General features: G+C 72.2%; 18 protein-coding genes and 2 pseudogenes. 15 read left to right on the top strand and 5 right to left on the bottom strand.

Annotation, left to right across the window (positions count from 1 at the left end):
* The first annotated feature begins 20 nt into the window (after positions 1-20).
* The gene (locus tag BXA11_RS06925) at positions 21-863 is read left to right on the top strand and encodes a GNAT family N-acetyltransferase (protein WP_076433683.1); all 843 of its coding nucleotides are present in this window, start codon (positions 21-23) and stop codon (positions 861-863) included.
* A 148-nt stretch (positions 864-1,011) separates the two neighbouring features.
* The gene (locus BXA11_RS06930; protein ID WP_076433824.1) at positions 1,012-1,746 is read left to right on the top strand and encodes a GNAT family N-acetyltransferase; all 735 of its coding nucleotides are present in this window, start codon (positions 1,012-1,014) and stop codon (positions 1,744-1,746) included.
* A 21-nt stretch (positions 1,747-1,767) separates the two neighbouring features.
* Here BXA11_RS06930 and BXA11_RS06935 read toward each other — a convergent pair whose 3' ends face one another.
* Positions 1,768-2,919, bottom strand: coding sequence for an FAD-dependent monooxygenase (locus tag BXA11_RS06935; protein ID WP_076433685.1), 1,152 nt, complete (start codon positions 2,917-2,919; stop codon positions 1,768-1,770).
* A gap of 91 nt (positions 2,920-3,010) precedes the next feature.
* On the opposite strand from BXA11_RS06935, the gene BXA11_RS06940 reads away from it, so the two are divergent.
* From BXA11_RS06940 to BXA11_RS06950, 4 genes and pseudogenes are all read left to right on the top strand, one after another.
* Positions 3,011-3,655 carry a TetR/AcrR family transcriptional regulator gene (locus BXA11_RS06940; protein WP_204053557.1) on the top strand — a complete coding sequence of 215 codons (645 nt, stop codon included), beginning with the start codon at positions 3,011-3,013 and terminating at the stop codon, positions 3,653-3,655.
* An 843-nt stretch (positions 3,656-4,498) separates the two neighbouring features.
* Positions 4,499-5,446, top strand: a pseudogene (locus tag BXA11_RS44380) (SNF2 helicase-associated domain-containing protein); the annotation flags it as partial.
* Between the two features lie 249 nt (positions 5,447-5,695).
* Positions 5,696-8,407, top strand: coding sequence for an SNF2-related protein (locus BXA11_RS43040; RefSeq protein WP_159454743.1), 2,712 nt, complete (start codon positions 5,696-5,698; stop codon positions 8,405-8,407).
* On the top strand, positions 8,408-9,301 hold the full coding sequence (locus tag BXA11_RS06950) for an SWIM zinc finger family protein (protein ID WP_076433691.1): 894 nt from the start codon (positions 8,408-8,410) through the stop codon (positions 9,299-9,301).
* A gap of 140 nt (positions 9,302-9,441) precedes the next feature.
* Here BXA11_RS06950 and BXA11_RS06955 read toward each other — a convergent pair whose 3' ends face one another.
* The gene (locus BXA11_RS06955; RefSeq protein WP_030505244.1) at positions 9,442-10,371 is read right to left on the bottom strand and encodes a diacylglycerol/lipid kinase family protein; all 930 of its coding nucleotides are present in this window, start codon (positions 10,369-10,371) and stop codon (positions 9,442-9,444) included.
* Between the two features lie 122 nt (positions 10,372-10,493).
* Complete coding sequence (locus tag BXA11_RS06960) at positions 10,494-13,250, bottom strand: immune inhibitor A domain-containing protein (protein WP_076433693.1); 2,757 nt, start codon at positions 13,248-13,250, stop codon at positions 10,494-10,496.
* Positions 13,251-13,447: 197 nt separating this feature from the next.
* Here BXA11_RS06960 and BXA11_RS06965 point away from each other — a divergent pair, with 197 nt between their 5' ends.
* From BXA11_RS06965 to BXA11_RS07000, 9 genes and pseudogenes are all read left to right on the top strand, one after another.
* Positions 13,448-14,788 (top strand): FAD-binding oxidoreductase, encoded by a 1,341-nt coding sequence (locus BXA11_RS06965; protein ID WP_239104911.1) that lies wholly within the window; start codon positions 13,448-13,450, stop codon positions 14,786-14,788.
* 50 nt (positions 14,789-14,838) lie between these two features.
* Positions 14,839-16,752, top strand: a complete 1,914-nt coding sequence (locus tag BXA11_RS44385) for a serine/threonine protein kinase (protein ID WP_076433695.1) — start codon at positions 14,839-14,841, stop codon at positions 16,750-16,752.
* 185 nt (positions 16,753-16,937) lie between these two features.
* Positions 16,938-18,536 (top strand): acyl-CoA carboxylase subunit beta, encoded by a 1,599-nt coding sequence (locus BXA11_RS06975; protein WP_076433697.1) that lies wholly within the window; start codon positions 16,938-16,940, stop codon positions 18,534-18,536.
* Between the two features lie 5 nt (positions 18,537-18,541).
* On the top strand, positions 18,542-18,682 hold the full coding sequence (locus BXA11_RS41955) for a pentapeptide repeat-containing protein (RefSeq protein WP_143734122.1): 141 nt from the start codon (positions 18,542-18,544) through the stop codon (positions 18,680-18,682).
* Positions 18,679-20,628: pseudogene (locus BXA11_RS06980) on the top strand (acetyl/propionyl/methylcrotonyl-CoA carboxylase subunit alpha); the annotation flags it as partial. The gene BXA11_RS41955 and the pseudogene BXA11_RS06980, both read left to right, overlap by 4 nt.
* A gap of 446 nt (positions 20,629-21,074) precedes the next feature.
* The gene (locus BXA11_RS06985) at positions 21,075-21,875 is read left to right on the top strand and encodes an enoyl-CoA hydratase-related protein (protein ID WP_204053558.1); all 801 of its coding nucleotides are present in this window, start codon (positions 21,075-21,077) and stop codon (positions 21,873-21,875) included.
* A complete protein-coding gene (locus tag BXA11_RS06990; RefSeq protein ID WP_083744023.1) occupies positions 21,872-23,827 on the top strand; it encodes an acyclic terpene utilization AtuA family protein in 1,956 nt (651 codons plus the stop codon). Before BXA11_RS06985 ends, BXA11_RS06990 begins: the two co-directional genes overlap by 4 nt.
* A gap of 41 nt (positions 23,828-23,868) precedes the next feature.
* Positions 23,869-24,084, top strand: a complete 216-nt coding sequence (locus BXA11_RS06995) for a hypothetical protein (protein ID WP_036404419.1) — start codon at positions 23,869-23,871, stop codon at positions 24,082-24,084.
* Positions 24,085-24,151: 67 nt separating this feature from the next.
* Positions 24,152-24,997 carry a helix-turn-helix domain-containing protein gene (locus BXA11_RS07000; RefSeq protein WP_076433703.1) on the top strand — a complete coding sequence of 282 codons (846 nt, stop codon included), beginning with the start codon at positions 24,152-24,154 and terminating at the stop codon, positions 24,995-24,997.
* Between the two features lie 233 nt (positions 24,998-25,230).
* Here BXA11_RS07000 and BXA11_RS07005 read toward each other — a convergent pair whose 3' ends face one another.
* Both BXA11_RS07005 and BXA11_RS07010 read right to left on the bottom strand, forming a co-directional pair.
* Positions 25,231-25,647: a ferritin-like domain-containing protein gene (locus BXA11_RS07005; protein ID WP_076433705.1), complete on the bottom strand. Its 417-nt coding sequence runs from the start codon at positions 25,645-25,647 to the stop codon at positions 25,231-25,233.
* A 146-nt stretch (positions 25,648-25,793) separates the two neighbouring features.
* Entirely contained in the window at positions 25,794-26,681 is an 888-nt protein-coding gene (locus BXA11_RS07010; protein WP_208865551.1) for a YcnI family copper-binding membrane protein, read from the bottom strand.
* Positions 26,682-26,683 lie beyond the last annotated feature (2 nt).

Below are 26,683 nucleotides of genomic sequence, written 5' to 3' on the forward strand. Positions count from 1 at the left end.
CCAGCAGGAGACCACACCCCGTGACCTGGTTCATCACAGACGACCCCGAAGTGTTCCGCTCCGAGGCGGAGTCGTTCCTCGCCGCACGTCCCGATCTGCACACCATGCTGCTGTCCGGACTCGACACGATCGAGCAGCTGCGATCCGGGGGCAAGAACCCGCCCACGGTGCTGGGCTGGTGGCGGGAACCGGAAGAGACGGCGACGACGGCCGCCTTCGTCTGGACGCCACCGCACCTCCTCGCCGCGAGCCGCCTTTCCCAGGTCGCGGCAGCGCACCTGGCCCGGCTCCTGTCCGCCCGGACTCACCCGTTCACTCAGCTCCTGGCCGATACCGCGTCGGTCCGCGCCTTCTGCGAAGCCTGGCGGACGACCACCGGCTCCGCGCCGAAGCACGGACCGCACCTGCGCCTCTACCGTCTCGAACAGCTTGTGCGCCCTGACGTCGCACCACCAGGGGCACCGCGGGCGGCGACCGAGGGCGACCGGGCTCTTCTCCATGACTGGTGCACCCGCTTCGTCATGGAAGCCGGCTCACTCGGAGCCGATCTCGACGCGTTCATCGACGAGCGGCTGAGCCGGGGCGGCTGGCGGCTGTGGGCGGTCGGGGACGAACCAGTGGCCATGGCCGCCATGACGTCCGTGGTGGCCGGGACGGCCCGCATCACCCCCGTCTACACGCCGCCCGGACAACGCGGCCGGGGCTACGGCTCCGCCGTCACCACAGCCGTCTCCCTAGCAGCTCGCGACGCCGGCGCGGAACACGTGCTCCTCTTCACCGACCTCGCCAACCCGGCGAGCAACAACGTCTACCGGCGCATCGGATACCGCCCCGTCTTGGACTACCGAATCGTGGCGTCCTGACACCACAAGATCAATAGAAGGCCGCTTCTCCACAGAGGTGACACCCATGACGAACGTTCCAAGCGGAGCCGATGAACCGCTCGCGGCGGCCGCATCCCCGGGCAACCGTGCCCCCCGAGCCCTGTGGCACCCCGGGAGCATGGCCCGCGTGACCGCCAACTTCCGCCAGTACCTGACCGGTTGGGGCGCGGCGGACCGCGGTGAGGGTGACCTCGGCTACTTCCGCAGCGGGCTGGCTCAGCCACAGTTCAACGGAGTGGTCCGTGTCCGCTCCCTGGCTGCGGTCGAGCAGATCACCGCCACCGCGCGAGATCGGCTCGCGGGAGTGCCCTGGTGGTGGTGGGTCGGCCCCGACAGCCCCGCGGGCACGTCGTCCGCCCTGACCACCCGCGGAGCGCAAGAATTGACAACGCTCCCCGTGATGGTCAGATCGCTCGACCAGGCCGTGGATCCGATGGATCCGCCGGCCGGCCTGCGGATCGAGGCGGTAACCGATCATGACCGGCTGCCGGAGCTGGTACGCACCTACAGCGCTTCCATGGGCGTCGCGCCGAGCCTCGAACCCGACATCGTGCGGATCGAGTCGCAACGTCGGGACAACGCGGACATCGTCCGCCTGGCGGCGGTTCTCGAGGACCGTGTGGTCGGGACGACGACAGTGATCGCGGCCCACGACGTGGCCGGGATCTTCCTCGTCCACGTCGCGGACACGCATCGCCGACGCGGCGTCGGCACAGCACTGACCGCGGCAGCGCTCCGCGTGGGACGGGACCGCGGTACGCGGCTGGCGGCACTCGCCGCGAGCCCGGCCGGTGAGCCGCTGTACCGGCGATTCGGTTTCGTCGAAGTCTCCCGGTACCGCCTCTTCGCCTTCCCCTCCTAGCGGAGCGGCTGGGGCCTGCGCTCACCGTGCGAGAGCGTGCTTGAGCCGCGTGGTGGCGGCCACGGCGGGCCACAGACGGGTGGCCAGGTTCCTGGCGAGGATGCCGCCTCGCGTCGCGGGGACCAGGAGCGCCGACGCCTGCGCGACGTTGCGCTGCTTGGGGTCCACCAGGCGCCGGTGCGCCGCCTCGTAGCGGCGGAAGGCCGCCGCGGGATCGCCGGAATGGGCGGCCAGCGCCTCGGCGAGGGTGAAGGCCCCCGCGATGGCCAGGGTGGAGCCATCCCCGAACAGCGACACGCAGGACGCGGCGTCGCCGAGGAGCGCGACGCGGCCCTTCCACCAGCGGGGCAGGCGCACCTGGCTGACGGAGTCGAAGTAGAGGTCGTCGGCGGCGCGCACGTGGTCGAGCAGTTCCGGCGCCCGCCACGACACGTCCGCGAAGGCGTCGATCAGCATCCGCTTGTGCTGCTCGGTGTCGCGGTGGTCGAAGCCGGGCTCCTCGGGGCTCCGGTAGAGGAAGAACGCGCCCGCCGGCCGGGGATTGACGGCGACCGCCTTGCCGGGCGTGTTGTGCATGAGGATGTCCCGGCCGGCTCCGGCCGCCCCGTCGCCGAGCGGCATCGTCGCGACGTACAGGCCCATGTGACGTACGAGCCCGCTCTGCGGCGTCTCCGTCTCCTGGCCGAACGTGAGGCGCCGCGTCACCGAGTGCAGGCCGTCGGCCCCGATCACCAGATCGAAGCGGCGTGGGGCGGCGCGCTCGAAGCTGACCTCCACCCCGTGCTCGTCCTGGCCGAGCGCGGTGATGGAGTCGTCGAAGAGGAACTCGGCGCGGTCGCGGCTCGCCTCGTAGAGGATCGACGCGAGGTCGCCGCGCGGCACCTCGACCTCGTCCGGCCGCTGCACGGCGCGCATGTCCATCCGGCCGGTCCGCCTGCCCGCCGCGTCGACGAAGCTGACCCCCGTCGTGCCGGTGGTGGCCCGGCGCAGCCGGGGCATGACGCCCATCCGCTCCGCGACCGGGACGGCCGGCCCTCTGACGTCCACCGGGTTGCCGCTGGACCGGAGCCGTCCCCCGCGCTCGACCACCGTGACCCGGAACCCGTGCCCGGCCAGCCAGTAGGCCAGCGTCGTCCCCGCGATCCCGGCCCCCGAGATCAGCGCTGTGCTCATGACGCACCCCTAACCGGAGGGATTTCCTCCGATAAGCAACGGTATCCTAACCGGAGGAAAATCGTCCAGATCCGTCTGTGAGGTGGCAGCAGTGGAGAAGGGGCTGCGCGCCGACGCGCGCCGCAACCGGGACCTGATCGTCGCCGCGGCCCAGGAGCTGTTCCTGGAGCAGGGCGTCGATGTGCCACTGGAGGAGGTCGCCCGCCGCGCCGGCGTGGGCGTCGGCACGCTCTACCGCCGCTTTCCCGATCGGGAAGCGCTGCTCAGGGCGGTCGGCGAGGAGAGCCTGCGCCGTCTCGTGGATCTGGCGGAGACGTCCTGGCAGGAGGAACCGGACGCCTGGCACGCGTTGTGCCGTTTCCTGCGCGGCTCGGTCGCCATGCGGCTGGGCGTGCTGCCGGCCAAGCTCCAGCCACACCTGCACCAGCGGCTGCGCACCGGCCCCGACCTGCACGAGATGCGGCAGCTGGTGATCGCCACCGTCCTGCGGATGGTCGAACAGGCGCAGGCGGACGGCGCCCTGCGCGCCGACATCGGCCCCGGCGACGTCGCCCTGCTGATGACCCTGAACGTGTACACGCCGCCGGGCACGCACAACGAGCAGGCCATGGAACGCGTGGTGGAGATCATGCTGGACGGCCTGCGTGCCGATGCGGGATCGCCCCTCCCCGGAGCTTCGCTCGACGAGGACGACCTGCGCGGCTACATCGCCGTACGGCTCCCGCCCGCCGAGTGACGCTCGCGCGACGACGCTTCGGCAGGGGATGTCGCGGACACGGCTCGACCAGGCGATCAGCGCGTTCACCCGGCAGGTCGAGGCAGGCCCGCGCGGAGCGTTGTCCACAGGCGACGGCGGGAGCGGCCGGGAAGCTCCGTCGCCGCTGCTAGCGTTCCGAATTGGCGGGAGGAGACGGTGTGCTCGTGACTCACATGACCTGCGACGGCGGGCGGCTCGCACTCCTGGTGAAGGAGACGGCGTGGTCGTGATCCACACCGCCTGGAACGGCGGGAAACTCGTGATCTCGGCGGAGGAGACGGCGTGGTCGTGATCCACGCCGCCTGGAACGGCGGGAAACTCGTGCTCTGGGCGGAGGAGACGACCGGCGCGGAGCCTGCGGCCTCCCGCGCCGAGGTGCGCCCCCATCCCTTCGCCGTCCCGCCGAGCGCCCTGGCCGGAGAGCTGCCCCGCTGGGGGGACGCGGCGGCCGAGGCGGCGGGCAAGGCCGTGTCCGGCGACGCCGTGCTGCTGCTGCCGAGTTCGGCGGCGAGTCCCCTCCCTTCCCCGGAGACCGGCCTGCGCGTCACCGCGCGCCGCCCGAGGATAAGTCCATGGCGGGTGCCCGCGCTGCTGGTCGAGCCGGGGCCCGCACTCCGCCTGCTGACCGAGGAGTTCGAGCCGCCACCCATCGCCGGGCCGTCCCTGCGTTATCTCGCGGTCGTCGCCGCCCACGCCCGTGACCTGGTGCGGCGCGGCCGGGTGCTGCCCCAGCTCGCCGCCGAGGACGGCGGCTACGCGGCGCGCTGGCGGCCGGTGCTGACCGGCGCGCACGCCGACCGCTTCCGCGAGCTCGCCGCCGCCATGCCGCCGGTCTGCCGGGCGGTGGTGCGGGAGCGGCCGTCCACCCATGTGCTGACCGAGGCGCTGGCGGGCCTGGCCGACGCCGCCGTACGGCAGGCGCTACCCGAACGCCTGCTCGGCGGGCACCGCCCCGGGACGCGCAGCCCCCTGGCCGACCGGTGGACGGTGGCGCTCACCGGGGACACGGCGGCCCTTCCCGGCGCCCGCAGGGAGGAGGCGCAGGCGCTGGCCCGGCCGCTGGAGGAGTGGTTCAGGGCGGCGCACCAGCTCGACGGCCCGGTCAAGGTGTGCTTCCGCCTCGTCGAGCCCCTCCCGGCCGAAGATCCCGCGCAGGCGGTCAGCGCACCCCACGTGGGCGCCGCGGCCGAGGCGGGAGCAGGGGCGTGGCGGGTCGAGTTCGCCCTCCAGTCGGCCGAGGACCCGAGCCTCTACGTGCCCGCTCCCCTCGTCTGGGCGGGCGATGGCCTGCCCGGCCTGCCCGGACGGCCGGACGAGACGCTGCTCGCCGGGCTCGGCCGGGCGGCCCGTCTCTACCCGAGGATCGACGACGCGCTCCGCGAACCCCGGCCGACGAACGTCGGCCTCGACGTGGAGGGGGCCTTCCATTTCCTCCGGCACGCCGCGCCCCTCCTGCAGTCGGCCGGCTTCGGCGTGCAGCTGCCCGCGTGGGCGGGCCGCACTCGCCTCGGCCTGAAGCTCACCACGAGGTCCCGCTCCGGACCCGGCGCCGCCGCCGACCAGGGGTTCGGGCTGGCGCAGCTCGTGGACTTCCGGGCCGAGCTGGCCGTCGGCGACGAGACGATCAGCGAGGCGGAGCTGGCCGAGCTGGCCCGGCTCAAGGTGCCGCTGGTCCGGCTGCGCGGGCAGTGGGTCGAGCTGGACGCCCGGCAGCTCGGGGCCGCGCTGAGGGCGGTGGAGCGCCGCGGCTCCGGTCAGATGACCATCGGCGAGGTCATCCAGGAGGTGGTCCACGGCGGGGACGACGAGCTTCCGCTCATGGAGGTGGACGCCGACGGCCTGCTCGGCGACCTGCTGTCGGGCGAGGCCGACCGCCGTCTCGAACCCGTCGCGACCCCGGCCGCGTTCCACGGCACGCTCCGGCCGTACCAGGAGCGCGGGCTGGCATGGCTCGACTTCATGTCCCAAATCGGACTCGGCGGCATTCTCGCGGACGACATGGGACTCGGTAAGTGCCTAATGCCCGATTCGCCCATCTTCGTCAACGGTGCGCTTACCTCCGCAGCCGATATTTGGCAGAACTACGCCGTCGGCATCCTCTTCAAGGATGGCGGTGAGTGGGCCACCCCGTTGTCTCCGCTCTCCACCAATGCGATCGACGCCGAGGGCCGGGTGGTACAGGCCTCGTTCACTCGCCTCTACCGCCAGCATGTGTGGGAACGGCTTCGCCGGGTCCGCCTGGACGACGGCAGTGAGATCACGATCACCAGGCGGCATCGTTTGCTCGGTGTCAACGGTTGGACCCGCAACATCCAGCCCGGCGACCGAATCTGCGTACCCCGCCGCATTCGATGGGAGGGGGAGCCGGTCGATCCGGACCTCACCGTACTCCTGGCATGGCAGATAAGCGAGGGCCACGAGAGTCGCAAGGCGGATCTACGAATCACCCAGAAAAACCGCGCCGTTCTCGACGAACTCCATGAGCGTATTCTCCGGATCGGCACCCGCTATGGGCTGTTCGTAAACAATCCGACCATTCGACCTACAAGGGATGTGCACGATCTGCGCCTGTGCAGCGTCGACTACGCCGCGTTCCTCTCCGCCCGGGGCTACGAGTGGGGCCGTCTCTCCGACGCGAAACGCATTCCTGACTTCATCATGGCCGCTGGCGACGACACGGTCCGGCTTTTCCTCAGGGAATTCTTCACGGCTGAAGGCGGTGTCGTCGCGGGGATGCGGATGATCGAGATCGCGTCCGCCTCGCGCTGGCTTATGTCCCAGCTGAGCATCATGCTCCGCCGATTCGGGATCTGGCTGCGGACGGCTGAGAAGATGGAGGCGGCCACCAACGGCTCTGGAATCAGGCGGCCCTATCAAATCGGCATGATCGGCGGTCCTGGGCTTCGATTGTTCCGCGATCTGATCGGGTTCTCCGACCCGGTGAAGCAGGCCAAGTTGGACGACCTCTGCGCGAAGCCGGCCAACTCGAATGTGGAGGGCGTACCCGGCAGCGATCTCCTGGCGCTCGCTCGGGCGTCCACCGGCCTTCCCATGCGTCATTTCGGCGTCGGTCCCGTCTACTTCACGGGGACCCAGGAGCTTTCCCCGAAGACCGCGGCCATGGCGATCCAGGCGATGGACCGGATGTTGTCCGGCGCAGCGGAACGCGAACATCTGATTCAACCGGAGAACCGATGGACCGGGAAGGTCGCTGCCGCCTATCGCGCCTTGGATCGGGACGCCTTGCGCGCGATCCGTGATGAGCTCGCCGTGCGCGCGGAACGTGAGGTCTTCTACGCGCGGGTCGTCTCGGTGGAAGAGGTCGATTACGAGGGATACGTCTATGACTTCGAGGTGGCAGAGCACCACAACTTCGTCGCCGGAGGCATCCTCTGCCACAACACCGCACAGACCCTTTCACTGCTGCTGAATGAACGCGAGCAGGAGGAGCGGGCCGGGGCGACGCTGCTGGTGTGCCCGATGTCGCTGCTCAGCAACTGGCAGAAGGAGGCCGCCCGCTTCGCGCCCTCGCTGGACGTCTACCTCCATCACGGCACGGGCCGCCTGCGCGGCGAGGAACTGGCCGGGCGGGTCGGCGAGGCCGACCTCGTCCTCACGACGTACGGGACGGCGTTGCGCGACCGCGACGCCCTGGCCCGGTTCACCTGGGCCCGGGTCGTCTGCGACGAGGCCCAGGCCGTCAAGAACGCCGCCGCCCGGCAGGCCCAGGCGGTGCGCTCGCTCCCGGCCCGGACGAGGCTGGCGCTGACCGGCACCCCGGTCGAGAACCATCTGGCCGAGCTGTGGTCGATCATGGAGTTCTGCAACCCCGGCCTGCTCGGGTCGGCGAAGGCCTTCCGCGACCGCTACCAGGAGCCGATCGAACGGCGGGGCGACGAGGCGGCCACGGCCGCGCTCAAGCGGGCGACCGGCCCGTTCGTGCTCCGGCGCCTCAAGACCGACAAGGCGATCATCTCCGACCTCCCGGACAAGATGGAGATGAAGGTCTGGTGCACGCTCACCCCCGAGCAGGCGAGCCTCTACCAGGCGGTGGTCGAGGACATGATGGACAGGATCGCCGGCAGCGAGGGCATCGAGCGGCGCGGAAACGTCCTGGCCGCGATGACCAGGCTCAAGCAGGTCTGCAACCACCCCGCCCACCTGCTCAAGGACGGCTCCCGGCTGTCCGGCAGGTCGGGGAAGCTGGCCCGGCTGGAGGAGTTGGCCGAGGAGATCCTCAGCGAGGGCGACAAGGCACTGGTCTTCACGCAGTACGCGGAGTTCGGCTCGATGCTGCAGCCCTACCTGGCGGCGCGTCTCGACCGCCCGGTGCTGTGGCTGCACGGCGGGCTGCCGAAGAAGTCGCGCGACGCGCTGGTGGAGCGGTTCCAGACCGAGAACGAGCCGATGATCTTCCTGCTGTCGCTCAAGGCCGCCGGCACCGGTCTCAACCTCACCGCCGCCAACCACGTCGTGCACGTGGACCGGTGGTGGAACCCCGCCGTGGAGAACCAGGCGACCGACCGGGCGTTCCGGATCGGCCAGACCCGCAATGTGCAGGTCAGGAAGTTCATCTGCGCGGGGACCCTGGAGGAGCGGATCGACGAGATGATCGAGCGTAAGAAAGCCCTGGCCGAAAGCGTCGTAGGGACGGGCGAGGACTGGATCTCCGCGCTGTCCACGGCGGAGCTGCGCGAGCTGTTCCGCCTGTCCCCCGAGGCGGTGAGGTGAATGCCGGTCGGGCGGGACGGCTGGTTCGAGGCCGCGCGGCCCATCAGGGTCGAGGGCGGCATCAAGGCGCGCTCGAAGCGGGGGACCATCGGCGAGCAGTGGTGGTCGCGGCGGTTCGTCGACGTCCTGGAGCGCGTCTGCGACGCGGGCAGGCTGACCCGGGGCCGCGCGTACGCGCGACGGGGCCAGGTGCTCGACCTCGACCTCGGTCCCGGCCTGGTGAAGGCCCGGGTGCAGGGCTCCCGGCCGGACCCTTACGGCGTGAGCGTGCGGATCACGGCGTACGGCGAGCGGGAGTGGGCGGGGCTGGTCGAGGCGCTGGCCGCGCAGGCTCTCCACCGGGCGAAGCTGCTCGCCGGGGAGATGCCGCCGGAGATCGAGCAGGTCTTCGAGGCGTGCGGGCTGCCGCTCTTCCCCGGCGAGCGCGGCCTGGACATGGACTGCTCCTGCCCCGACTGGGGCTTTCCGTGCAAGCACCTGTCGGCCGTGCTCTACCTGCTGGCCGAGGCGTTCGACGACGATCCGTTCCTGGTGCTGGCCTGGCGGGGCATGGCCAGGGAGGGCCTGCTCGACGCCCTCCGCGCCACCGGCGGCGACGGCGGGCGGATCGCGGCTGAGCCGGGAGGCGGCGGGACACCCGACCCGCTCGGCGTGCCCGACGTCCCGTTCGCCGAGCGGATGAGCGACTTCTACGAGTCCGGCGCCTCGGCGGCCCGCCTCGGCCCGCCGGCCGATCCCGGATCTCCTCCCGACCTGCTGCTGCGCGCGCTGGACCCGCCGCAGGTCAAGGCCAGGCACATCCCGCTGCTCGACCTGCTGCGGCCCGCGTACCGGACTCTCGCGGCCGGGGAGAACGACGAGGCCGAGGGAGTATCCCGTGATCTTTTGCCATAGCGAGGATCGGCCAGGTGGATGCATCGCAAGGCCGAGGAGGAGCCCATAGCGGAGCTATGGGCGACGACGAGAACGCAGCGAGGCGCCATTTGGCCGACCGCAGTAGGCTGGAAAGATCACGAGACACGACCTGGTAGGGATCAGGTGTCCTCGAAGCTCTGCGGGACCATCACGCGGACGCCGTTCGGGACGGTCCTGAGCACGAGCGGGGTGCGCAGCCGCACCTCGCCGTCGATGTCGGCCGCCATCGGCGGGTCGGTCTCCAGCAGCATCTCCTGACCGGTCACGAACGGCCCGCCCGCGAGGCTGGTCCATCTGCCGGTGGTCGCCCGCACGAGGGTCTCCCCGAGCAGGCGCAGCCGCTTGCCGGAGCCGAGCTGGTAGGCCACCAGCTTGCGGTTGTCGATGCTGACGTCCCTGGCGATCTGCCAGCCGCCGTGGAAGCGGCCGTTGGCGATGTTGAGCTGGTGGGTCAGCAGTTCGTGGCGCTTGCCGTCCACGGTGATGTAGGCGCGGAACGGCCGGTGCCTCGGCAGGATCGTCATCGCGGTCAGCGGGTAGGCCGCCCGGCCGAGCATCCGCTTGAGCCACGGCTTGACCGTGCCCGCCACCTCGACCGAGACGCCGAAGCTCGCGAGGTTGGCGAAGGGCCGGTCGCCGCAGATGCCGAGGTCGATGTCGGCCACCTTGCCCTCGGTGAACACGCCGATCGCCCCTGGCAGGTCGAGCGGCAGCCCCAGGCTGCGGGCGAAGTTGTTGGTGGTGCCCAGCGGCAGCACGCCGAGGGCGACGTCGCGGCCCGCCACGTGCCTGACCGAGCTGCTCAGCGTGCCGTCGCCGCCCCCGACGACGAGCAGGTCGGGGCCGGAGTCGAGCGCGCGGGTCAGGATGTCGCGCAGCCGCGAGGGGTCGGTGACGGGGTGGACGCCGGTGAGCCGGAAGTCGCGCTCCTTCAGCAGCCGCAGCACCTCGGCGTAGTGGCGCCGGCCCCGCCGCGACTTGGTGTTCACGACGACGGCGGCCTTCCGCTCCCGGTGGATGGTCTCCGTATGCTCCGCCTTGCTCCGCACGGTCACATGCTAGGGGCCGCCGCGGCCGGATGCGCGGCCCCGGACGCGAGTGTGCCCGGCTGCCGTCCGGGGCGGACGGCGGCCGGGCACGGGGGCCACGGGGCTTCACACCCCGATGGCGGTTACTTCTTGGCCGGGGTGACCTGGACGATCGCGCCCAGGTTGGCCGGCAGCGGGCTGATCAGCTTGATCTGCACGCCGAGCTGCTTGCCCTCGTCGCCGGGGTTGCCGGTGCCGAGAATCGGGCCGCCGATGTCGGTGCCGTACAGCTCCTTCGCGGGGGTGCCGTCCGCGTGGACGATCCTGGTCGAGTACGGCTGGTTGTCCTTGGACGGGACGACCGCCGAGGAGTCACGCTGGCGGTAGTACAGGCTGCCGTCGTCGTGAATCTCCAGGCCGGGGTACCAGCCCTTGGCGTCCGTGAACGACTTCACCGCGGCCTGCTTGCCGAACGAGGTGCAGTACTCCACGAACGGCTCGCCCTCGACGCACTCCTTGAACGGGTAGGTGCCGACGAAGTTGAACGCCGCGTTGGACGACTGCGGACGGGACGGCAGGTTCTTCAGCACGCTCGGGTCGTGCGCGGCCGCCTCACCCGTACGGCGCAGCGGCTCGAAGTGCGAGTCCACGATGAGCAGCTCGCCCTTCGGGCCCACCGACGGCAGGTCGAACGTGCGGCCCGAGACGTCGTTGTTGGACACCGAGGTGTCGCGGTACCACACGAGCAGGCCGGGGGCGTTGTACTTGACCTTCTCGACCTTCCAGGCGCCGTCGTGCGACCAGGTCGTGTCGTAGGCGTACTCCAGGCCCTTGTCGAACCCGTCGAAGTTGCGCCACTCGGCGAGGTAGTACTGCGCCGCCTGCTCCTGGCCGGAGTGGATGACCCAGCCGGCGCCGCTGGTGTCGGTGAACGTGCCCGTGGTGGCCGTCCAGCCGTTGGCGCCTCCCTCGACGTCGTCGGTCCAGACCGCGGTGGCGCCGTTGTTCAGCGAGAAGTCGTCGTTGAACCAGCCGCGCTGCACGGACGCCGCGTCGGTGGCGTAGCGCAGGCGGATCTGGACGGACGTGCCCGCGAACGGGGCGAGGTCGACGTACAGGTGGTGCCAGCCGCCGCTCTCACCGGTGAGGCCGTACTTCTTGTTGCCGTAGTCCTTCAGGCGGCCGTTGGGGTCGGTGTAGTCGTCGCCGGTGGTGGCGAGGCTGCCGTCCTCGTTGTAGACCTTCTGCTCGGTCCATGTGGCGCCGCCGTCAGTGGAGATCTCGAAGAAGCCGTAGTCCCAGTCGGCCTCGATGCCCCAGTCGCTCCACCACCAGAACTTCGCGTCCGCCCCGGCCGGGACGTCGACGGTCCTGCTCAGCTTGTTGTCGGCCCAGTCCTGGTCGCTGTTGGACCACCACAGGTTCGACCCGCTGTGCGGGGTGGACATGATGTTCTGCTTGTCCGGCAGGTTAATCCGCACGCCGTCCTCGGTGCCCTTCGGCGTACGCGAGGTCTGGCCGACCGTCACGAGCTGGTTCTTGCCGCCCGGCTCGATGACCTTCGGGTTGGCCCACCCGAGCACCCACTTGTCCCACAGGCCCATGTGGGTGGGCAGGGACTGGAAGATCGGCCCGGAGTGCGAGCCGCTCGACATCAGGTCCCAGAAGTCGACGTCGGAGTCGCCCTCGCCGGTGGTGTCGTACAGGTCCGGCAGGCCGAGGTCGTGGCCGTACTCGTGGGCGAACACGCCCACCCCGGCGTCCTCCGGCTGGAGGATGTAGTTGGAGATCTTCACGTTCGTGCCCGGGACCGTGTAGCCGCCGGCCACGTCGCTGGAGTGGGCCCACAGGGAGAGCGTGCCCTCGGCACCGCCGCCCCCCGACTTGTCCTCACCGGCGTGGATCAGCACGAGGTGGTCGACGACGCCGTCGGGCTCGTCGAAGTTGCCGTCGCCGTCGGCGTCGGAGGTGTCCTCGACGTCGTAGTCGGCCCACGGGAAGTTCGGGTTCGACTTCACGAGCGCGTCGACCGCGTCGACCGCGAGCTGGGCGGCGCCGCGCGGGTTGTCCGGGTGGCCGGTCATGTCCTGCGGGTAGGTGTGGCACTTGCCCGCGCCGTACCACGCCTCGGAGTGCGGGACCTTGAGCCAGCCGACGGCCTCACCGGTGACGGTGTAGGCGCCCTTCGACATCTCCTCGTACATGTTCTTCATGGTGGAGCCGGAGATGTCGATGCCCTTCTTGCCGTCCCGGGGGTCCTTCAGATCCGGGCGGACCCGGGTCGTGATCCCCTTGGAGGTGTAGAGCATGTTGTTGTAGTGGGCCGTGTTGAAGTCGGCCACCCACATGGAGTTGTTGTCCTTGCCCCCGCCGCCGGCGGTCGCCGGGTTGGGGATCTTGTTGTGCAGCGGGCCGTTCAGCTTGGTGCCCGGCGGCTCGGTGATGCAGTCGTCGACGTCGTCGATCGTCCTCGGGTGGGACCAGCCGGAGAAGTCGTCGTTGGCCTGGTCGTTGAACTCGACCAGCAGCGTGAGGAGCTTGGCGGTGCGGGTCGTCTTCGCCTTCTTGTAGATGAAGTCGAAGGGGTTCTTCCCGGTCTTGATCGCCTGCTTCTCGTGCTTGGCGAGCACCCGCGCCGCGACCGGGTTGCCGCTCGCGAACTTGTGGTCGATCGCCTGCGCCAGGGCCGCGGTGCGCTTGGCGCCCTTGGCCGGGACCTTCTCATCGATGGTGGTGAAGTCGCCCTGCACGCGCGGCGGCGCGTAGTTGATGTAGTGGTCCTTGGCGGAGGGCTGGTAGCCCGCCGTGGGAGCCGCAGCCGCACCGGCCGCGGCCAGACCTCCTGCCGCCAGCCCGAGCGCGGGCACGATCGCGGCGAGACGCCGGATTCTTCTGGACAACGAGATCCCTTCCCGTCCGGGTTCCCCGGACACCCATGCACGGCGCGCCGGGATGAGCGCGCATGCGGGACCTTAAACGAGGGGGTAAAGGGCGGGTAAAGAGGCATCCGGCATGGTTGTCAAAATGTGATCTGTACCGAAAACCGTTAATAATTCCGGATGACACCCGATACCGAACCGTGCCGTAAAGTCCAGACGTGAACGAGTTGACCTCCGCGCTCGCCGCGGCGCTGCCGGACGGACGAGTCCTCACCGATCCCGACGTCACCGACTCGTACGCCAGGGACCGCACGTTCGTGCAGCCGGGCAGGCCGCTCGGCGTGGTCCTGGCGGAGACGCGCGACGACGTCGTGGCCACGATGCGCTGGGCGAGCGAGCACCGGGTGCCGGTGGTCCCGCGCGGCGCGGGCACCGGCCTCGCCGGCGGCGCTACGGCCGTCGACGGCTGCGTCGTCCTGTCCCTCGCCCGGATGACCGCGATCCGCGAGCTGTCGCCGCAGGACGAGATCGCGGTCGTGGAGCCCGGCGTCATCACCGCCGACCTCGACCGGGCGGCCCGCGAGCACGGCCTGATGTACGCCCCCGACCCTTCGTCGTACGAAATCTCGACCATCGGCGGCAACCTGGCGACCAACGCGGGCGGCCTGAGGTGCGTGAAGTACGGCGTGACCCGCGACTCGGCGCTGGGCCTGGAGGTCGTGCTGGCGGACGGGCGGGTGCTGAACACCGGCCGCCGCACGATGAAGGGCGTGGCCGGATATGACCTGACCGGCCTGTTCGTCGGCTCGGAGGGCACGCTCGGCGTGATCACGGCCGCGACCGTGCGGCTGCGGCGGGCCCCGCGCGAGATGGCGACGGTCGCCGCCGAGTTCACCTCGCTGCGCGACGCCGCGGCGGCCGTGTCGGCGATCGTCGCCGCGGGCTGCCAGCCGTCGATGCTCGAACTGATGGACCGCACGACCCTGCAGGCCATCGACGACTGGAAGAACATCGGGCTGGAGCCGTCCACCAGGGCGATGCTCATCGCCCAGGCCGAGGGCTCGGCGGACGAGATGGCGGACCTGTGCGGCGCCGCGTCGTTCGTCGCGGTGTCGTCCACGCCGGAGGAGGCCGCCGAGCTGATCGGCGTCAGGCGCCTGGCCTACCAGGCCAAGGAGCGTCTGGGCCAGTGCCTGGTGGAGGACGTGTGCGTGCCCCGCTCGGTGCTCCCCGAGATGATCACCGCGATCGAGGAGGCCGCGGCCCGGCACGGCGTGCTGATCGCGACGGTCGCCCACGCGGGGGACGGCAACGTGCACCCGGTGTTCGTGTTCGACCGCGGCCTCGCCGAGCCGCCGGAGGAGGTCTGGGCCGCGGCCGACGAGGTCTTCCGCGCCGCGCTCGACCTGGGCGGCACGCTCACCGGCGAACACGGTGTCGGCCTGCTGAAGAAGCGCTGGCTCGGCCTGGAGACCGGCCCGGTGGCCGCCGAACTGCACCACGGCATCAAGCAGGTGTTCGACCCGCTGAACATCCTCAACCCCGGTAAGGCCATCTGACCACTGGTAGCGTTTGGTCCCATTGTCAGGTTGCGTGTTATTCGGGGGCGATGGTGGCGTTAGAGGCTGGGGATCCCGACCGCCTGGGCCCGTTCACGCTCGTCGACCGGCTCGGTGAGGGCGGCCAGGGGATCGTCTTCCTCGGGCGCGGCCCGGCGGGCGAGCAGGTCGCGGTCAAGTTGCTGCACACCCGGCTGACGGCCGATCCCGAGGCGCGGGAGCGGTTCCTGCGCGAGGTCGCGCTGGCGCAGCGGGTCGCGCCCTTCTGCACGGCCCCCGTCCTGTACGCCGACCTCGCGGGCAACCAGCCGTTCATCGTCAGCGAGTTCGTGCCGGGGCCTTCGCTGCGGCAGCTCGTCGACCGGGAGGGGCCGCGCCGGGGCGCCGCACTCGAACGGCTCGCCATCAGCACGGCGACGGCGCTGGCCGCCATCCACCGGGCTGGGATCACCCATCGCGACTTCAAGCCGGCCAACGTCCTGATGGGCCCCGAGGGCCCGGTCGTCATCGACTTCGGGGTGGCCAGGGCGCCCGACTCGCCCCAGTCCACCGCGACCGGCGCGTCCATCGGCACGCCCGCCTACCTGGCCCCCGAGGTGCTCTCCGGCGGCACCGCCGGCGCGTCCGCCGACATGTTCGCCTGGGGCGTCACGATGGCGTTCGCCGCCACCGGCAGGCCCGCCTTCGGCGCGGACTCGATCCCCTCGGTGATCACCCGGATCCTGAACGCGCAGCCCGACCTGGGCGACCTCGCGGCACCCCTGCGGGACATCGTCGCCGCGTGCCTGTCGAAGGACCCCACGCTGCGTCCCTCGGCCGAGGACGTGGTCGCGCGGCTCACCGGACAGCCCACCGTGCCCGTACGGCCCGTCGCCGCCCCGTCGGCGCCGCAGGCACCCGGTCCGCAGGCACCCGGTCCGCAGGCACCCGGGCCGCACGCGCCCGGACCCTACGCACCGGGCCCACACGCAGCGGGGCCGCACACACCGGGGCCGGGGCCGGGGCCGCACGGCGCCGGTCCGGCGCCCGGGCCGCACGCGCCGGGACCACACGCACCAGGACCACACGCGCCGGGGCCGCACGCGCCCGCTCCGGGGCCGCGGGGCGCCGGAGCCCCCACGCCGCCCGCGCGGCGCGGGCCCGGCGCCGACGGGTCGCGAGCGCGGCGGCCGGTGCTGACGTGGACGGCGGCCGGTCTCGGGGTGTCGGTCCTCGCGGCGGCGGCCTTCCTCGTGCCGACATGGGTGTCCGCCCAGCAGATCTCGTCCGAGGACGCCCTCGGCCCCACCGCGTCGCCCACGGTGACGCAGTCCCTGGACGACGAGGTGCCCGTCCCGCAGCCGTCCGAGCTGGTCACCAACCCGGCGCGGCCGAAGGACAGGAAGCCCTCGCCGAATCCCTCGGCACGCCGGCCGAGCGTGTGGCCGAAGCCGGCCGCCTCCCCCGCGCGCACCCGCCAGGCGCGGCCGTCGCCCTCCCACACGGTCCCGCAGCAGGTCAAGCCCACCTACAAGACCACCACGCCGACGCAGAGCACGCCGGCGCCCGCGAAGACCACCCCGGCTCCGGCGAAGACCACCGCGGCCCCCAAGCCCAGCGCGACGGCCAAGGCCACCCCGACGAAGACCGCGGCGCCCAAGCCCAACCCGTACACCGCCGCCGGCGTGTGCGGCGGCGGCTACGCCGTCGTCGACTCGCACTCCTACGGGCAGGCGACGACGTACCTGCTCTACAACGCGTCCAACGGCTACAACTGCGTGATCACGATGTCGAAGTACGTCGTGCCCGGGAAGATCAAGATGAGCGCGGTGCTGAAGGTCCAGGGCGGGTCGTCGAAGACCGACTCCGGCAGCTACACCACCTACGCCGGGCCGATCCGGCTCGCGGCCAAGAGCAAGTGCGTCATCTGGGGCGGCGGCTACGGCACCGCCGCCTGGAGCAGCGCGTGGTCGCACTGTGGCTGATCCCGGGGCTGAATCCGAAACCACCGGGGCTGATCCCGAAGCCGCCGGGGGTGACCCGGGAGGCGCCGGGACCGATGCCGGGGACTGATCCACACGGGCCGGCCCCGCGGCCGGGCCCGGCTCGTTGACGCGGCGGCGGCTCACCAGGAGGATCATCAGGTGACAGAATTCGGTTCGGTGATGCGATGACGGTGCTCGTGAGCCGGCTGGACACCTCCAGCGGCGAGTACGGCACGCGGCGCGAGGCCATGCTGGCGAAGCTCGCCGAGCTGGAGGCCGAGCACGCCAAGGCCGTCGCGGGAGGCGGGCAGAAGTACGTCGAGCGGCACCGGGAGCGCGGCAAGCTGCTCCCCCGCGAGCGGATCGAGCTGCTCGTCGACCCCGACTCGCCGTTCCTGGAGCTGTCCCCGCTGGCGGCCTGGGGCACCGAGTATCCCGTCGGCGCGAGCGTCGTCACCGGCATCGGGGTGATCGAGGGCGTCGAATGCGTCGTCACCGCCAGCGACCCGACCGTGCGCGGCGGCGCGTCGAACCCGTGGACGCTGCGCAAGACCCTGCGCGCCGCCGATATCGCGCTGCGCAACCGCATGCCGTACGTGAACCTGGTGGAGTCGGGCGGCGCGGACCTGCCGTCGCAGAAGGACATATTCATCCCCGGCGGCCAGGTCTTCCGCGACCTGACCCGGCTGTCGGCCGAGGGGATCCCGACCATCGCACTGGTCTTCGGCAACGCCACCGCGGGCGGCGCGTACGTGCCGGGCCTGAGCGACCACGTCGTCATGGTGCGGGAGCGGGCCAAGGTGTTCCTCGGCGGCCCGCCCCTGGTGAAGATGGCCACCGGCGAGGAGTCCGACGACGAGTCGCTGGGCGGCGCGGAGATGCACGCGCGGGCCTCCGGGCTGGCCGACCACCTCGCCGCCGACGAGTACGACGCGCTGCGGATCGGCCGCCGCATCGTGCGGCGGCTCAACTGGCGCGAAGGCGGGAACGTTCCCGCGTCCGGCTACGCCGCTCCGCTGCACGACGAGGACGAGCTGCTGGGGATCGTGCCGGAGGACCTGAAGGTCCCCTTCGACCCCCGCGAGGTCCTGGCCCGGGTGGTGGACGGCAGCGACTTCGACGAGTTCAAGCCGCTCTACGGGCCGAGCCTGGTCACCGGGTGGGCGAGCGTCCACGGCCACCCGGTCGGGGTCCTCGCCAACGCCAGCGGCGTGCTGTTCGGCGCGGAGTCCCAGAAGGCCGCCCAGTTCATCCAGCTCGCGAACCAGTCGCGCACGCCGCTGGTCTTCCTGCAGAACACCACGGGGTACATGGTCGGCAGGGACTACGAGCAGAGCGGCATCATCAAGCACGGCGCGCTGATGATCAACGCGGTGGCCAACTCGACCGTGCCGCACATCACGATCGTCATGGGTGCCTCCTACGGCGCGGGCAACTACGGCATGTGCGGGCGGGCCTACGACCCCCGCTTCCTGTTCAGCTGGCCGAGCGCGAAGTCGGCCGTCATGGGCCCGGCCCAGCTCGCCGGCGTCATGTCGATCGTGGGCCGGGCCGCCGCGCAGGCGCGGGGGCAGGTCTACGACGAGGAGGCCGACGCGGCGATGCGTGCCGCGGTCGAGGCGCAGATCGAGTCGGAGTCGGCGGCGTTCTTCCTGTCCGGCCGGCTGTACGACGACGGGGTCATCGACCCCCGCGACACCCGTACGGTGCTCGGGCTGTGCCTGTCGGCGGTGACGGGAGCACCGGACGCGGGCCGGGCCGGCTACGGCGTCTTCCGGATGTGACCGGCATGCTCAACGGCACCACGCTCAACGGCACCACGCTCAACGGCACCACGCTCAACGGCACCACGCTCAACGGCATCATGCTCAACGGCACCGTTCTTACCGGCAGCGGGCTCACGCGGATCGACGGGGGTGAGGGGTCATGATCGGGCGACTGCTGGTCGCGAACCGCGGGGAGATCGCCCGCCGGGTCTTCCGCACCTGCCGCGAACTGGGAATCGAGACCGTAGCCGTCTTCGCCGACGCCGACGCGTCCGCCTCGCACACCGCCGAAGCCGACCAGGCCGTACGGCTGGGCGCCCCCCTGGCGTACCTCGACCCGGAGCGGATCGTCGAGGCGGCCCGCAGGTCGGGCGCCGACGCGGTCCATCCCGGATACGGCTTCCTGTCGGAGAACGCCGGCTTCGCCCGCGCCGTGCTGGAGGCAGGGCTGACCTGGATCGGCCCCTCCCCCGAGGCCGTCGCCGCGATGGGCAAGAAGATCGAGGCGAAGGCGCTGATGGCGGAGGCCGGCGTGCCGGTCCTGCCGACCGTCCCGCTGTCCCCGGACAGCCCGGTGGAGATGACGGCTCCGCTGCTGGTCAAGGCGTCGGCGGGCGGCGGCGGGCGCGGCATGCGGGTGGTGCGCGATCCGGCCGATCTCGCCGGGGCCGTCGAGTCGGCCCGGCGGGAGGCGCTGTCGGCCTTCGGCGACGGCACGCTGTTCGCCGAGCCCCTGCTGGAGGGCGCCCGCCACATCGAGGTGCAGATCCTCGCCGACGCCCACGGCACGGTCTGGGCGCTCGGCGAGCGCGAGTGCTCGATCCAGCGCCGCCACCAGAAGGTGATCGAGGAGGCCCCCTCCCCTGCGGTCACTCCCGAACTGCGCCGCGAGCTGAGCGAGGCGGCGATCCGGGCCGCACGTGCGATCGGCTACCAGGGCGCGGGCACCGTCGAGTTCCTGCTGTCGGACGAGGGCTTCTTCTTCCTGGAGATGAACACCCGCCTCCAGGTGGAGCACCCGGTCACCGAGTGCGTCTACGGGGTCGACCTGGTCCGGCTGCAGATCGAGGTGGCCGAGGGCGCCCACCTCGCCGCGCTGCCGCCGAGCCCGGTCGGTCACGCGATCGAGGCCCGCCTGTACGCGGAGGACTCCGAGGGCCGCCCGCAGAGCGGCGTGCTGCGCCGTTTCGAGATCCCCGGCGTGGACGGCGAGTTCGGGCTCGGGGCACGGCTGCGGCTCGACTCGGGAGTGATGCCCGGCACCGAGGTGGGCGTCCACTACGACCCGATGCTCGCCAAGGTCGTCTCGTACGGCCGGGACCGGGCGGAGGCGGCCCGGCGGCTGGCGGACGCGCTCGCGCGGGCGCGCATCCACGGGCTGACGACCAATCGCGACCTGCTCGTGGGAGTGCTGCGGCACCCGGACTTCCTGTCCGGCGCGCTCGACACCGGCTTCCTCGACCGGCATCCCGTGCCGGCCCCGCTCGCCGGTCCCGAGGCCGTACGGCTGTCCGCGCTCGCGGCGGCGCTCGCCGGAGCGGCGGCCGGCCGCGCCGCCGCCCGCCGCCACGGCGTGCTGGGCGGGCTGCCGAGCGGCTGGCGCAACGTGCCGTCCCAGCCGCAGCGCACGGCGTTCGGCACCGAGGACGGCGGACGCGTGGAGGTCGCCTACCGGCTGACCAGGGACGGGCTGCGGGCCGAGGGCTTCGAGGACGTCACGCTCGTGTCGGCGGAACCCGGCCGGGTGGTGCTGGAGACGGCGGGCCTGCGGCGCACCTTCGAGGTGGCCGCCTACCCCGAGGTTCGCCCCGGCGTGGTGCATGTCGACTCCCCACTCGGTCCGGTGCGGCTCACCACGGTCGAGCGGCTGCCCGAACCGGCCGCGCGCGTGACGCCGGGGGCACTGCCCGCCCCGATGCCGGGTACGGTCCTGCGTGTCGAGGTCAAGCCCGGTGACGTCGTCGAGGCCGGGCAGCCGGTGGTCGTGCTGGAGGCGATGAAGATGGAGCACCTGATCGTGTCCCCCGCCTCGGGCACGGTGGCCGCGCTGCACGTGACGCCGGGCACGCAGGTCGAGGCGGGCGTGCCGCTCGCCGTGATCGAGCCGTCGCCGCCGCGGGAACCGGACGGCGGCCCGCAGACGGAGGGGACCGCGGCGGAGCCGGACACGGCGACCAGCACGGCAACCGGCGCGGAAGGCTTCCCGGAGGCGCGACCGGAGGCGAGCCCCGCGACGGGCGCGCCGCCGGTGATGGACATCGGCGGGCATCCGGCAACGGACACCGTCGGGCATCCGGGTACGGGAACCGGCCCGCACCCGGGTCTGGAGACGGGCGTTCCCCCCGGCGCCGAGACGGGCGCTCGCCCAGGCGCCGAGACGGGCGCGGATCCGGGCACGCGGGGCGGCGCGGAGACCGGCACAGCAATCGGCACAGAGATCGCCGCACAGACCGGCACAGCGACCGGCAGAGAGCTGGGCCCGGAGGCCGGCCCGGAGATCGGCCCGGAGATCGGCGGCCAGATGGGCGCGGATCGGGGCGGGGAGGCGACGCAGCCGTGAGCGAACCCCAGGATGTGCTGGTACGCCGCGAGCAGGCGGGCGGCGTGGCCACGATCACGCTCGACTCGCCGCACAACCGCAACGCCCTGTCGTCCCGGCTGCTGCGGCAGCTCGACGACGCGCTGTCATGGGCGCTGGACGAGCCCGCCGTACGGGTGATCGTGCTGACTGGCGCGGGACCGGTGTTCTGCGCGGGCGCCGACCTGAAGGAGCAGCGCGGCGGAGGGGCGCCGGTCACCGCGTCGTTCCCCGACATCATGCTGCGAATCTGGGAGAGCCCGAAGCCGGTCGTGTGCCGCCTGAACGGCACGGCGCGAGCGGGCGGCCTCGGCCTGGTGGCGGCCTGCGACTTCGCCGTCGCCCCGGCGACCGCGTCGTTCGCCTTCACCGAGGTGCGGCTCGGGGTGGTGCCCGCCATGATCGCGGTCACCTGCCTGCGCCGCCTGGAGCCCCGGGCCGCGGCGGAGTATTTCCTCACCGGCGAGGTCTTCACCGCCGAGCGCGCGGTGGAGATCGGCCTGCTGACCCGGGCCGCCCCGGAGGAGGACCTGGACGCGACCGTGGCGCACTACACCGGCATGCTGCTGCGCGGCGGCCCCGAGGCGTTGGCGATCACGAAGCGGCTCGTGCGGGAGGTGCCGCAGCTGCCCGTCGAGGAGGGGTTCCGCGCGATGGCCGCGCTGTCGGCCGAGCGCTTCACCTCGGAGGAGGGGCAGGAGGGCATCCGGGCCTTCGCCGAGAAGCGGCCCGCCGCCTGGGTGCCCGCCGAGGCTCCGGCCGCGGAAGCCGGGCGATGACACCGGAGGCCGGGCCCAGGACGCCGGAGGCCGGCCTTATCCCGGCGCAGGCCGGGCGGCCGGGACCGATCCGGGTCGCGAACTGCGGCGGCTTCTACGGCGACCGGCTGTCGGCCGCCGAGGAGATGGTCGAGGGCGGGCCGATCGACGTGCTGACGGGCGACTGGCTGGCCGAGCTCACCATGTCGATCCTCGCCGGCAACCGGCTCAAGGGCCGCCCCGGCTACGCGCGCACGTTCCTGACCCAGATGGAGCGAGTCCTCGGCACCTGCCTCGACCGCGGCATCAGAGTCGTCGCCAACGCGGGCGGCCTCGATCCGGCCGGGTGCGCGGAGGCGGTCACCGCCCTGGCCGAGCGGCTCGGGCTGCGCGCGGCCGTCGCCCATGTCACGGGCGACGACCTCATGCCGCTCGCCGGACCGCCGGTCAACGCGGACACCGGTGAGACCCTGCGGGCGACCCCGCTGACCGCCAACGCCTATCTCGGCGGCCGGCCGATCGCCGTGGCGCTGGAGCACGGCGCGGACGTCGTCGTGACCGGGCGGGTCACCGACGCGGCGCTGGTCACCGGGCCCGGCATGTGGTGGTTCGGCTGGGACCCGGGTGACCTCGACCCGCTGGCCGGCTCCGTCGTCGCCGGGCATGTGATCGAGTGCGGCTGCCAGGCGACCGGCGGCAACTACGCCTTCTTCGAGGAGGTGCCGGACCTCGCCCACTGCGGCTTCCCCATCGCCGAGCTGTACGCCGACGGGTCGAGCGTGATCACCAAGCACCCCGGTACCGGCGGGCTGGTCTCGACCGGAACCGTGACCGCGCAGCTGCTGTACGAGATCGCCTCGCCCCGCTACCTCGGGCCCGACGTGACCGCCAGGTTCGACACCATCCGGCTGGAGCACGAGGGCCCCGACCGGGTCAGGATCACGGGCGTGCGCGGCGAACCCCCGCCGGACACGTTGAAGGTCGCCGTCACCTACCTCGGCGGCTACCGCAACACGATGACGCTCGTGCTGACCGGCCTCGACATCGCGGCCAAGTCCCGGATCGCGCAGGAGGCGATCTGGGCGCGCGTCCCCCGGGAGTCGTTCGAGCAGGTCCACGTGGAGCTGACCCCCCTCGGCGCGGACGGCGGATCCGGCTCCCCGAGCCCCTCGCACACGGGCACCGCGCATATGGACGCCGGGCACACCAGCACCGAGCACACCAGCACCGAGCACACCAGCACCGAACACACGGGCACCGGGCACACGGGCACCGGGCACACGGGCGGCGGCCGTGGGGAGGTGAACCGCCGCGACGACGCCGGGACGGCGTTGCTGCGGATCACGGTCATGGACCCCGATCAGCGCAGGGCCGGGCGGGCGTTCTCCTCCGCCGTGGTGGAGACCGGCCTGGCGAGCTACCCCGGCTTCTACGGCCTGACGCCGCCAGGTGACGCCTCCCCCTACGGGGTCTACTGGCCCTCGTCGGTCGACGCGCGGGCCGTGCTCCCGGTGGTGACCGTGAACGGAATCCGCGTCGAGGTGCCACACGCCCCGCCGTCCGGGCCGCTGCTGGGCGAGCAGGCGGGCGGACCGCCGCCCGGCGGCGCGGCCGACGCCGCGATCCCACCGTACGCCGGGGATGTCGCAGCCGGGCAGGTCGCGCCGCTCGGCACGGTCGCCGGCGCCCGCTCGGGCGACAAGGGCGGCGACGCCAACCTCGGCGTCTGGGTGCGCGACCCCGCACGCTATCCGTGGCTCGCGGCGTTCCTGACCGTGGACCGGCTCAGGGAGCTGCTGCCGGAGGTCGGCGACCTGCCGATCGACCGGTTCGCGCTGCCGAACCTGCACGCGCTGAACTTCGTCGTCCATGGGCTCCTGGGCCGGGGCGTGGCGGCGAGCCCGCTCCTCGACGCCCAGGCGAAGGCGCTTGGCGAGCGTCTTCGCGCCGTGTGCGTGCCCATTCCCCGATGACTAGGATTGCGCCCGATCGCCGCCAATCGAGAGACAAGAACATGCGATTGCGCTTTCTCGGCTCCACGTCGGAGGCGGGGGCCTGCCCCTCCCTGTACGAGACCGACCGCGGCACGTTGGTCGTCCAGGGCTTGGAGGTCGTGGACCGCGAGGCCCGCGCCGACCTGCGCCATGTGCTCGACGGGGAGACCGCGGTCGAGGTGCCGAGGGAACTCCTCGTCGAGATCGCCCGGCGGGCCCTGCCCGATCACCATTGAGCGCCCCCCTCTGGCATGTTCCGGCGTGCCGGGTCTACCTTGAACCGCACCACGGCCGGAGGTGGGCATGAGCGGTTTCCATCAGGCCCGCATGGACCTGGGAGCCCAGCTACGCCGGTTGCGGGAGAACGCCCGCCTGTCCGGAAAGGACCTCGCCGAGCGGCTGCGCTGGCAGCCGTCGAAGGTCTCGCGCATCGAGAACGCCCGCCAGACCGCCACCGAGGACGACGTGGCCGCGTGGGGGAAGGCCGTGGAGGCCGACCCGCAGGCCATCGACGGCCTGATCCGGCAGGCGGCCGGACTGCTGGAGCGGCACGACACCTGGCGGCAGCGGAACAGGAACGGCCTCGCCGCGCTGCAGCAGGACGTCCGGGACCTGGAGACGCGCACCCGGCTGTTCCGGGCCTTCGAGCCGGGCGTGGTGATCGGCCTGCTGCAGACCACCGAGTACGCCAGGCACATCTTCGGCAAGGTCAGGCGGGTGTACGAGTCCACCGACGACGTGGACAACGCGATCCGCGTCCGTATGCGGCGCCAGGAGATCCTGTACGACCCGGCACGGCGGTTCCGGTTCGTCATGCCGGAGGCGGTGCTGCGTTACCGGCTCGCGCCCCCTGACGTGATGCGCGGCCAGCTCGACCGGCTGATCGCGGTGACCACGTTGCCGAACGTGGAGTTCGGGCTGCTGCCGTTCGAGGCGCAGTTGCCGTCCGCGCTGATGAACTCGTTCTGGATCTACGACGACTGCCTGGTCGGGGTGGCGACCAGGACCAGGGACCTGCTGCTCCGCGACGTCGAGGACGTCGTCTTCTACGCGGAGGCGTTCGAGGAGCTCTGTGAGGTGGCGGCCTTCCACGACGACGCGAGGGCGCTGATCGTGCGCGCCCTCGACGACTACGCCCGGCCGCGCTGACCCCTGCCGCCCTGCTGCCCCGGCCCGGCCGCCCTGGCCCGGCCGCCCTGATCCGGCTGCCCTGGCCCGGCCGCTCTGATCCGGCTGCCCTGGCCCTGCTGCCCTGGCCCGGCCGCCCTGATCCGGCCGCGCTGGCCGGCTGGTCGCGCTGGTCGTCCCCGGCACCCGGATGCGGGACTCGCGGCCCGGCCCCGGCCGCGCCGTCCCGCCTCACTCCACCTGCAGCCGCCCGGTCACTTTCCCAGCGCGGTCCGCAGGTCCATGACGTGGTCCTGCGTCTGCTGCAGCAGCGGGCGCAGCGCCTCGGCCACGTCGCTCAGGCCGAGCTCCTGGGCCTGTTCCACGCGCTCGCGGTAGCGGCGCAGCTGCTCCTGCTCCAGCTCCAGGTCGAGCCGGAGGGCGTCGGCGCCGTCGGTCGCCACCGGCACCTCGGGAACGCGGACGCTCGGGACGCCACCCAGGAAGTCGATCTGCTCGGCCAGCGTGCTCGCGTGGTCGAGTTCCTGGCCGAGGTGCTGCCTGAGCTCCTCGATGATCGACAGATACTCCGCGCCCTTGATGGTGGCCGTGTGCTGCACGTACTGCACGATCGAGCGGTACTCGCTCTCCAGGTCCTCATTGAGCAGGGCGATGAAGCCCTCCGTGTCCATGGGAGTCCTTTCGTCGGTCGGAAGGCCCATCACGTACCCGCCGAGGGCGGCGCCGAACGCCGTCAGCCCTGCGTGCCGTGCGCCTTCACCAGGCGGTGACGGCCGGGGGGCCGGCTCGGCGCCGCTCGTCCGGCCGGGCCGTCCGCCTATCCCGTCCGGCGCCACCGCAGGGCCAGCGCCGCGGCGCACCCCAGGCAGATCACCAGCGAGGCCGCGGACAGCCCGATCGCCCACGCGACCCCCGTGTCCATGCCGGACTCCGACACGACGGCCGCCGATCCGACCGCCGACACGACGGCGGCCGATCCGGCGGCCGGGGCCGGGCCTGACACGGCGGCCCCCTTGGCCGTGAGCCCTAGCACCGGCGCGGGCCGCTCCGGCTCCTCGTCTCCGTCGCTCTGCTCTCCGTCCCCGCCGCTCTGCTCCCCGTCCCCGCCGCTCTGCTCTCCGTCCCCGCCGCTCTGCTCCCCGTCCCCGCCGCTCTGCTCCTGGATCCAGCGCACCACTTCGCCGTCGCTGTAGTGCTGGAGCGTCTTGAACGTCAGCCGGTCGGTCTCCGGCAGCGGCCCGGCGCTCACCGAGAACTCGTCGTACTCACCCGGCTTGATGCCCGAGTCCTCGCCCGACGCGGTCCAGGTGATCTTCGAGGCGACCTCGCCGATCTTCGCGCCGTGCGACTCGATGGGCGTGGCAAGGGTGGTCTTCTCGATCGCGTACGACCAGCCGGGGTGCGGCTTCACCGAGACCGAGGCCAGGGGGAAGTCGACCGGGAGCTGCACCTCGATCTTGGTGGTGCTCGCGTCGTCACGCTCGTTGGGGACCCTGAATGTCAGCGCGGCGTAGCCGCCCTGGACGGCCGTGTCCGCGGTGACCTTCACATGCGCGAACGCGGTCGCCGGCAGGACGGCGACCAGGCACGCCGCCACGGCCGCGACCACCAGCCCGCGCGCCGCGCGGCGCAGCGCGCGCACCATACGGGGCGTACGGGACGCCCTGCCGTGCGCGGCTCCGGCCGGCCCCGGGCGTGCCGGCACAG

This window comes from Microbispora rosea, assembly GCF_900156315.1.
GTDB lineage: Bacteria > Actinomycetota > Actinomycetes > Streptosporangiales > Streptosporangiaceae > Microbispora > Microbispora rosea.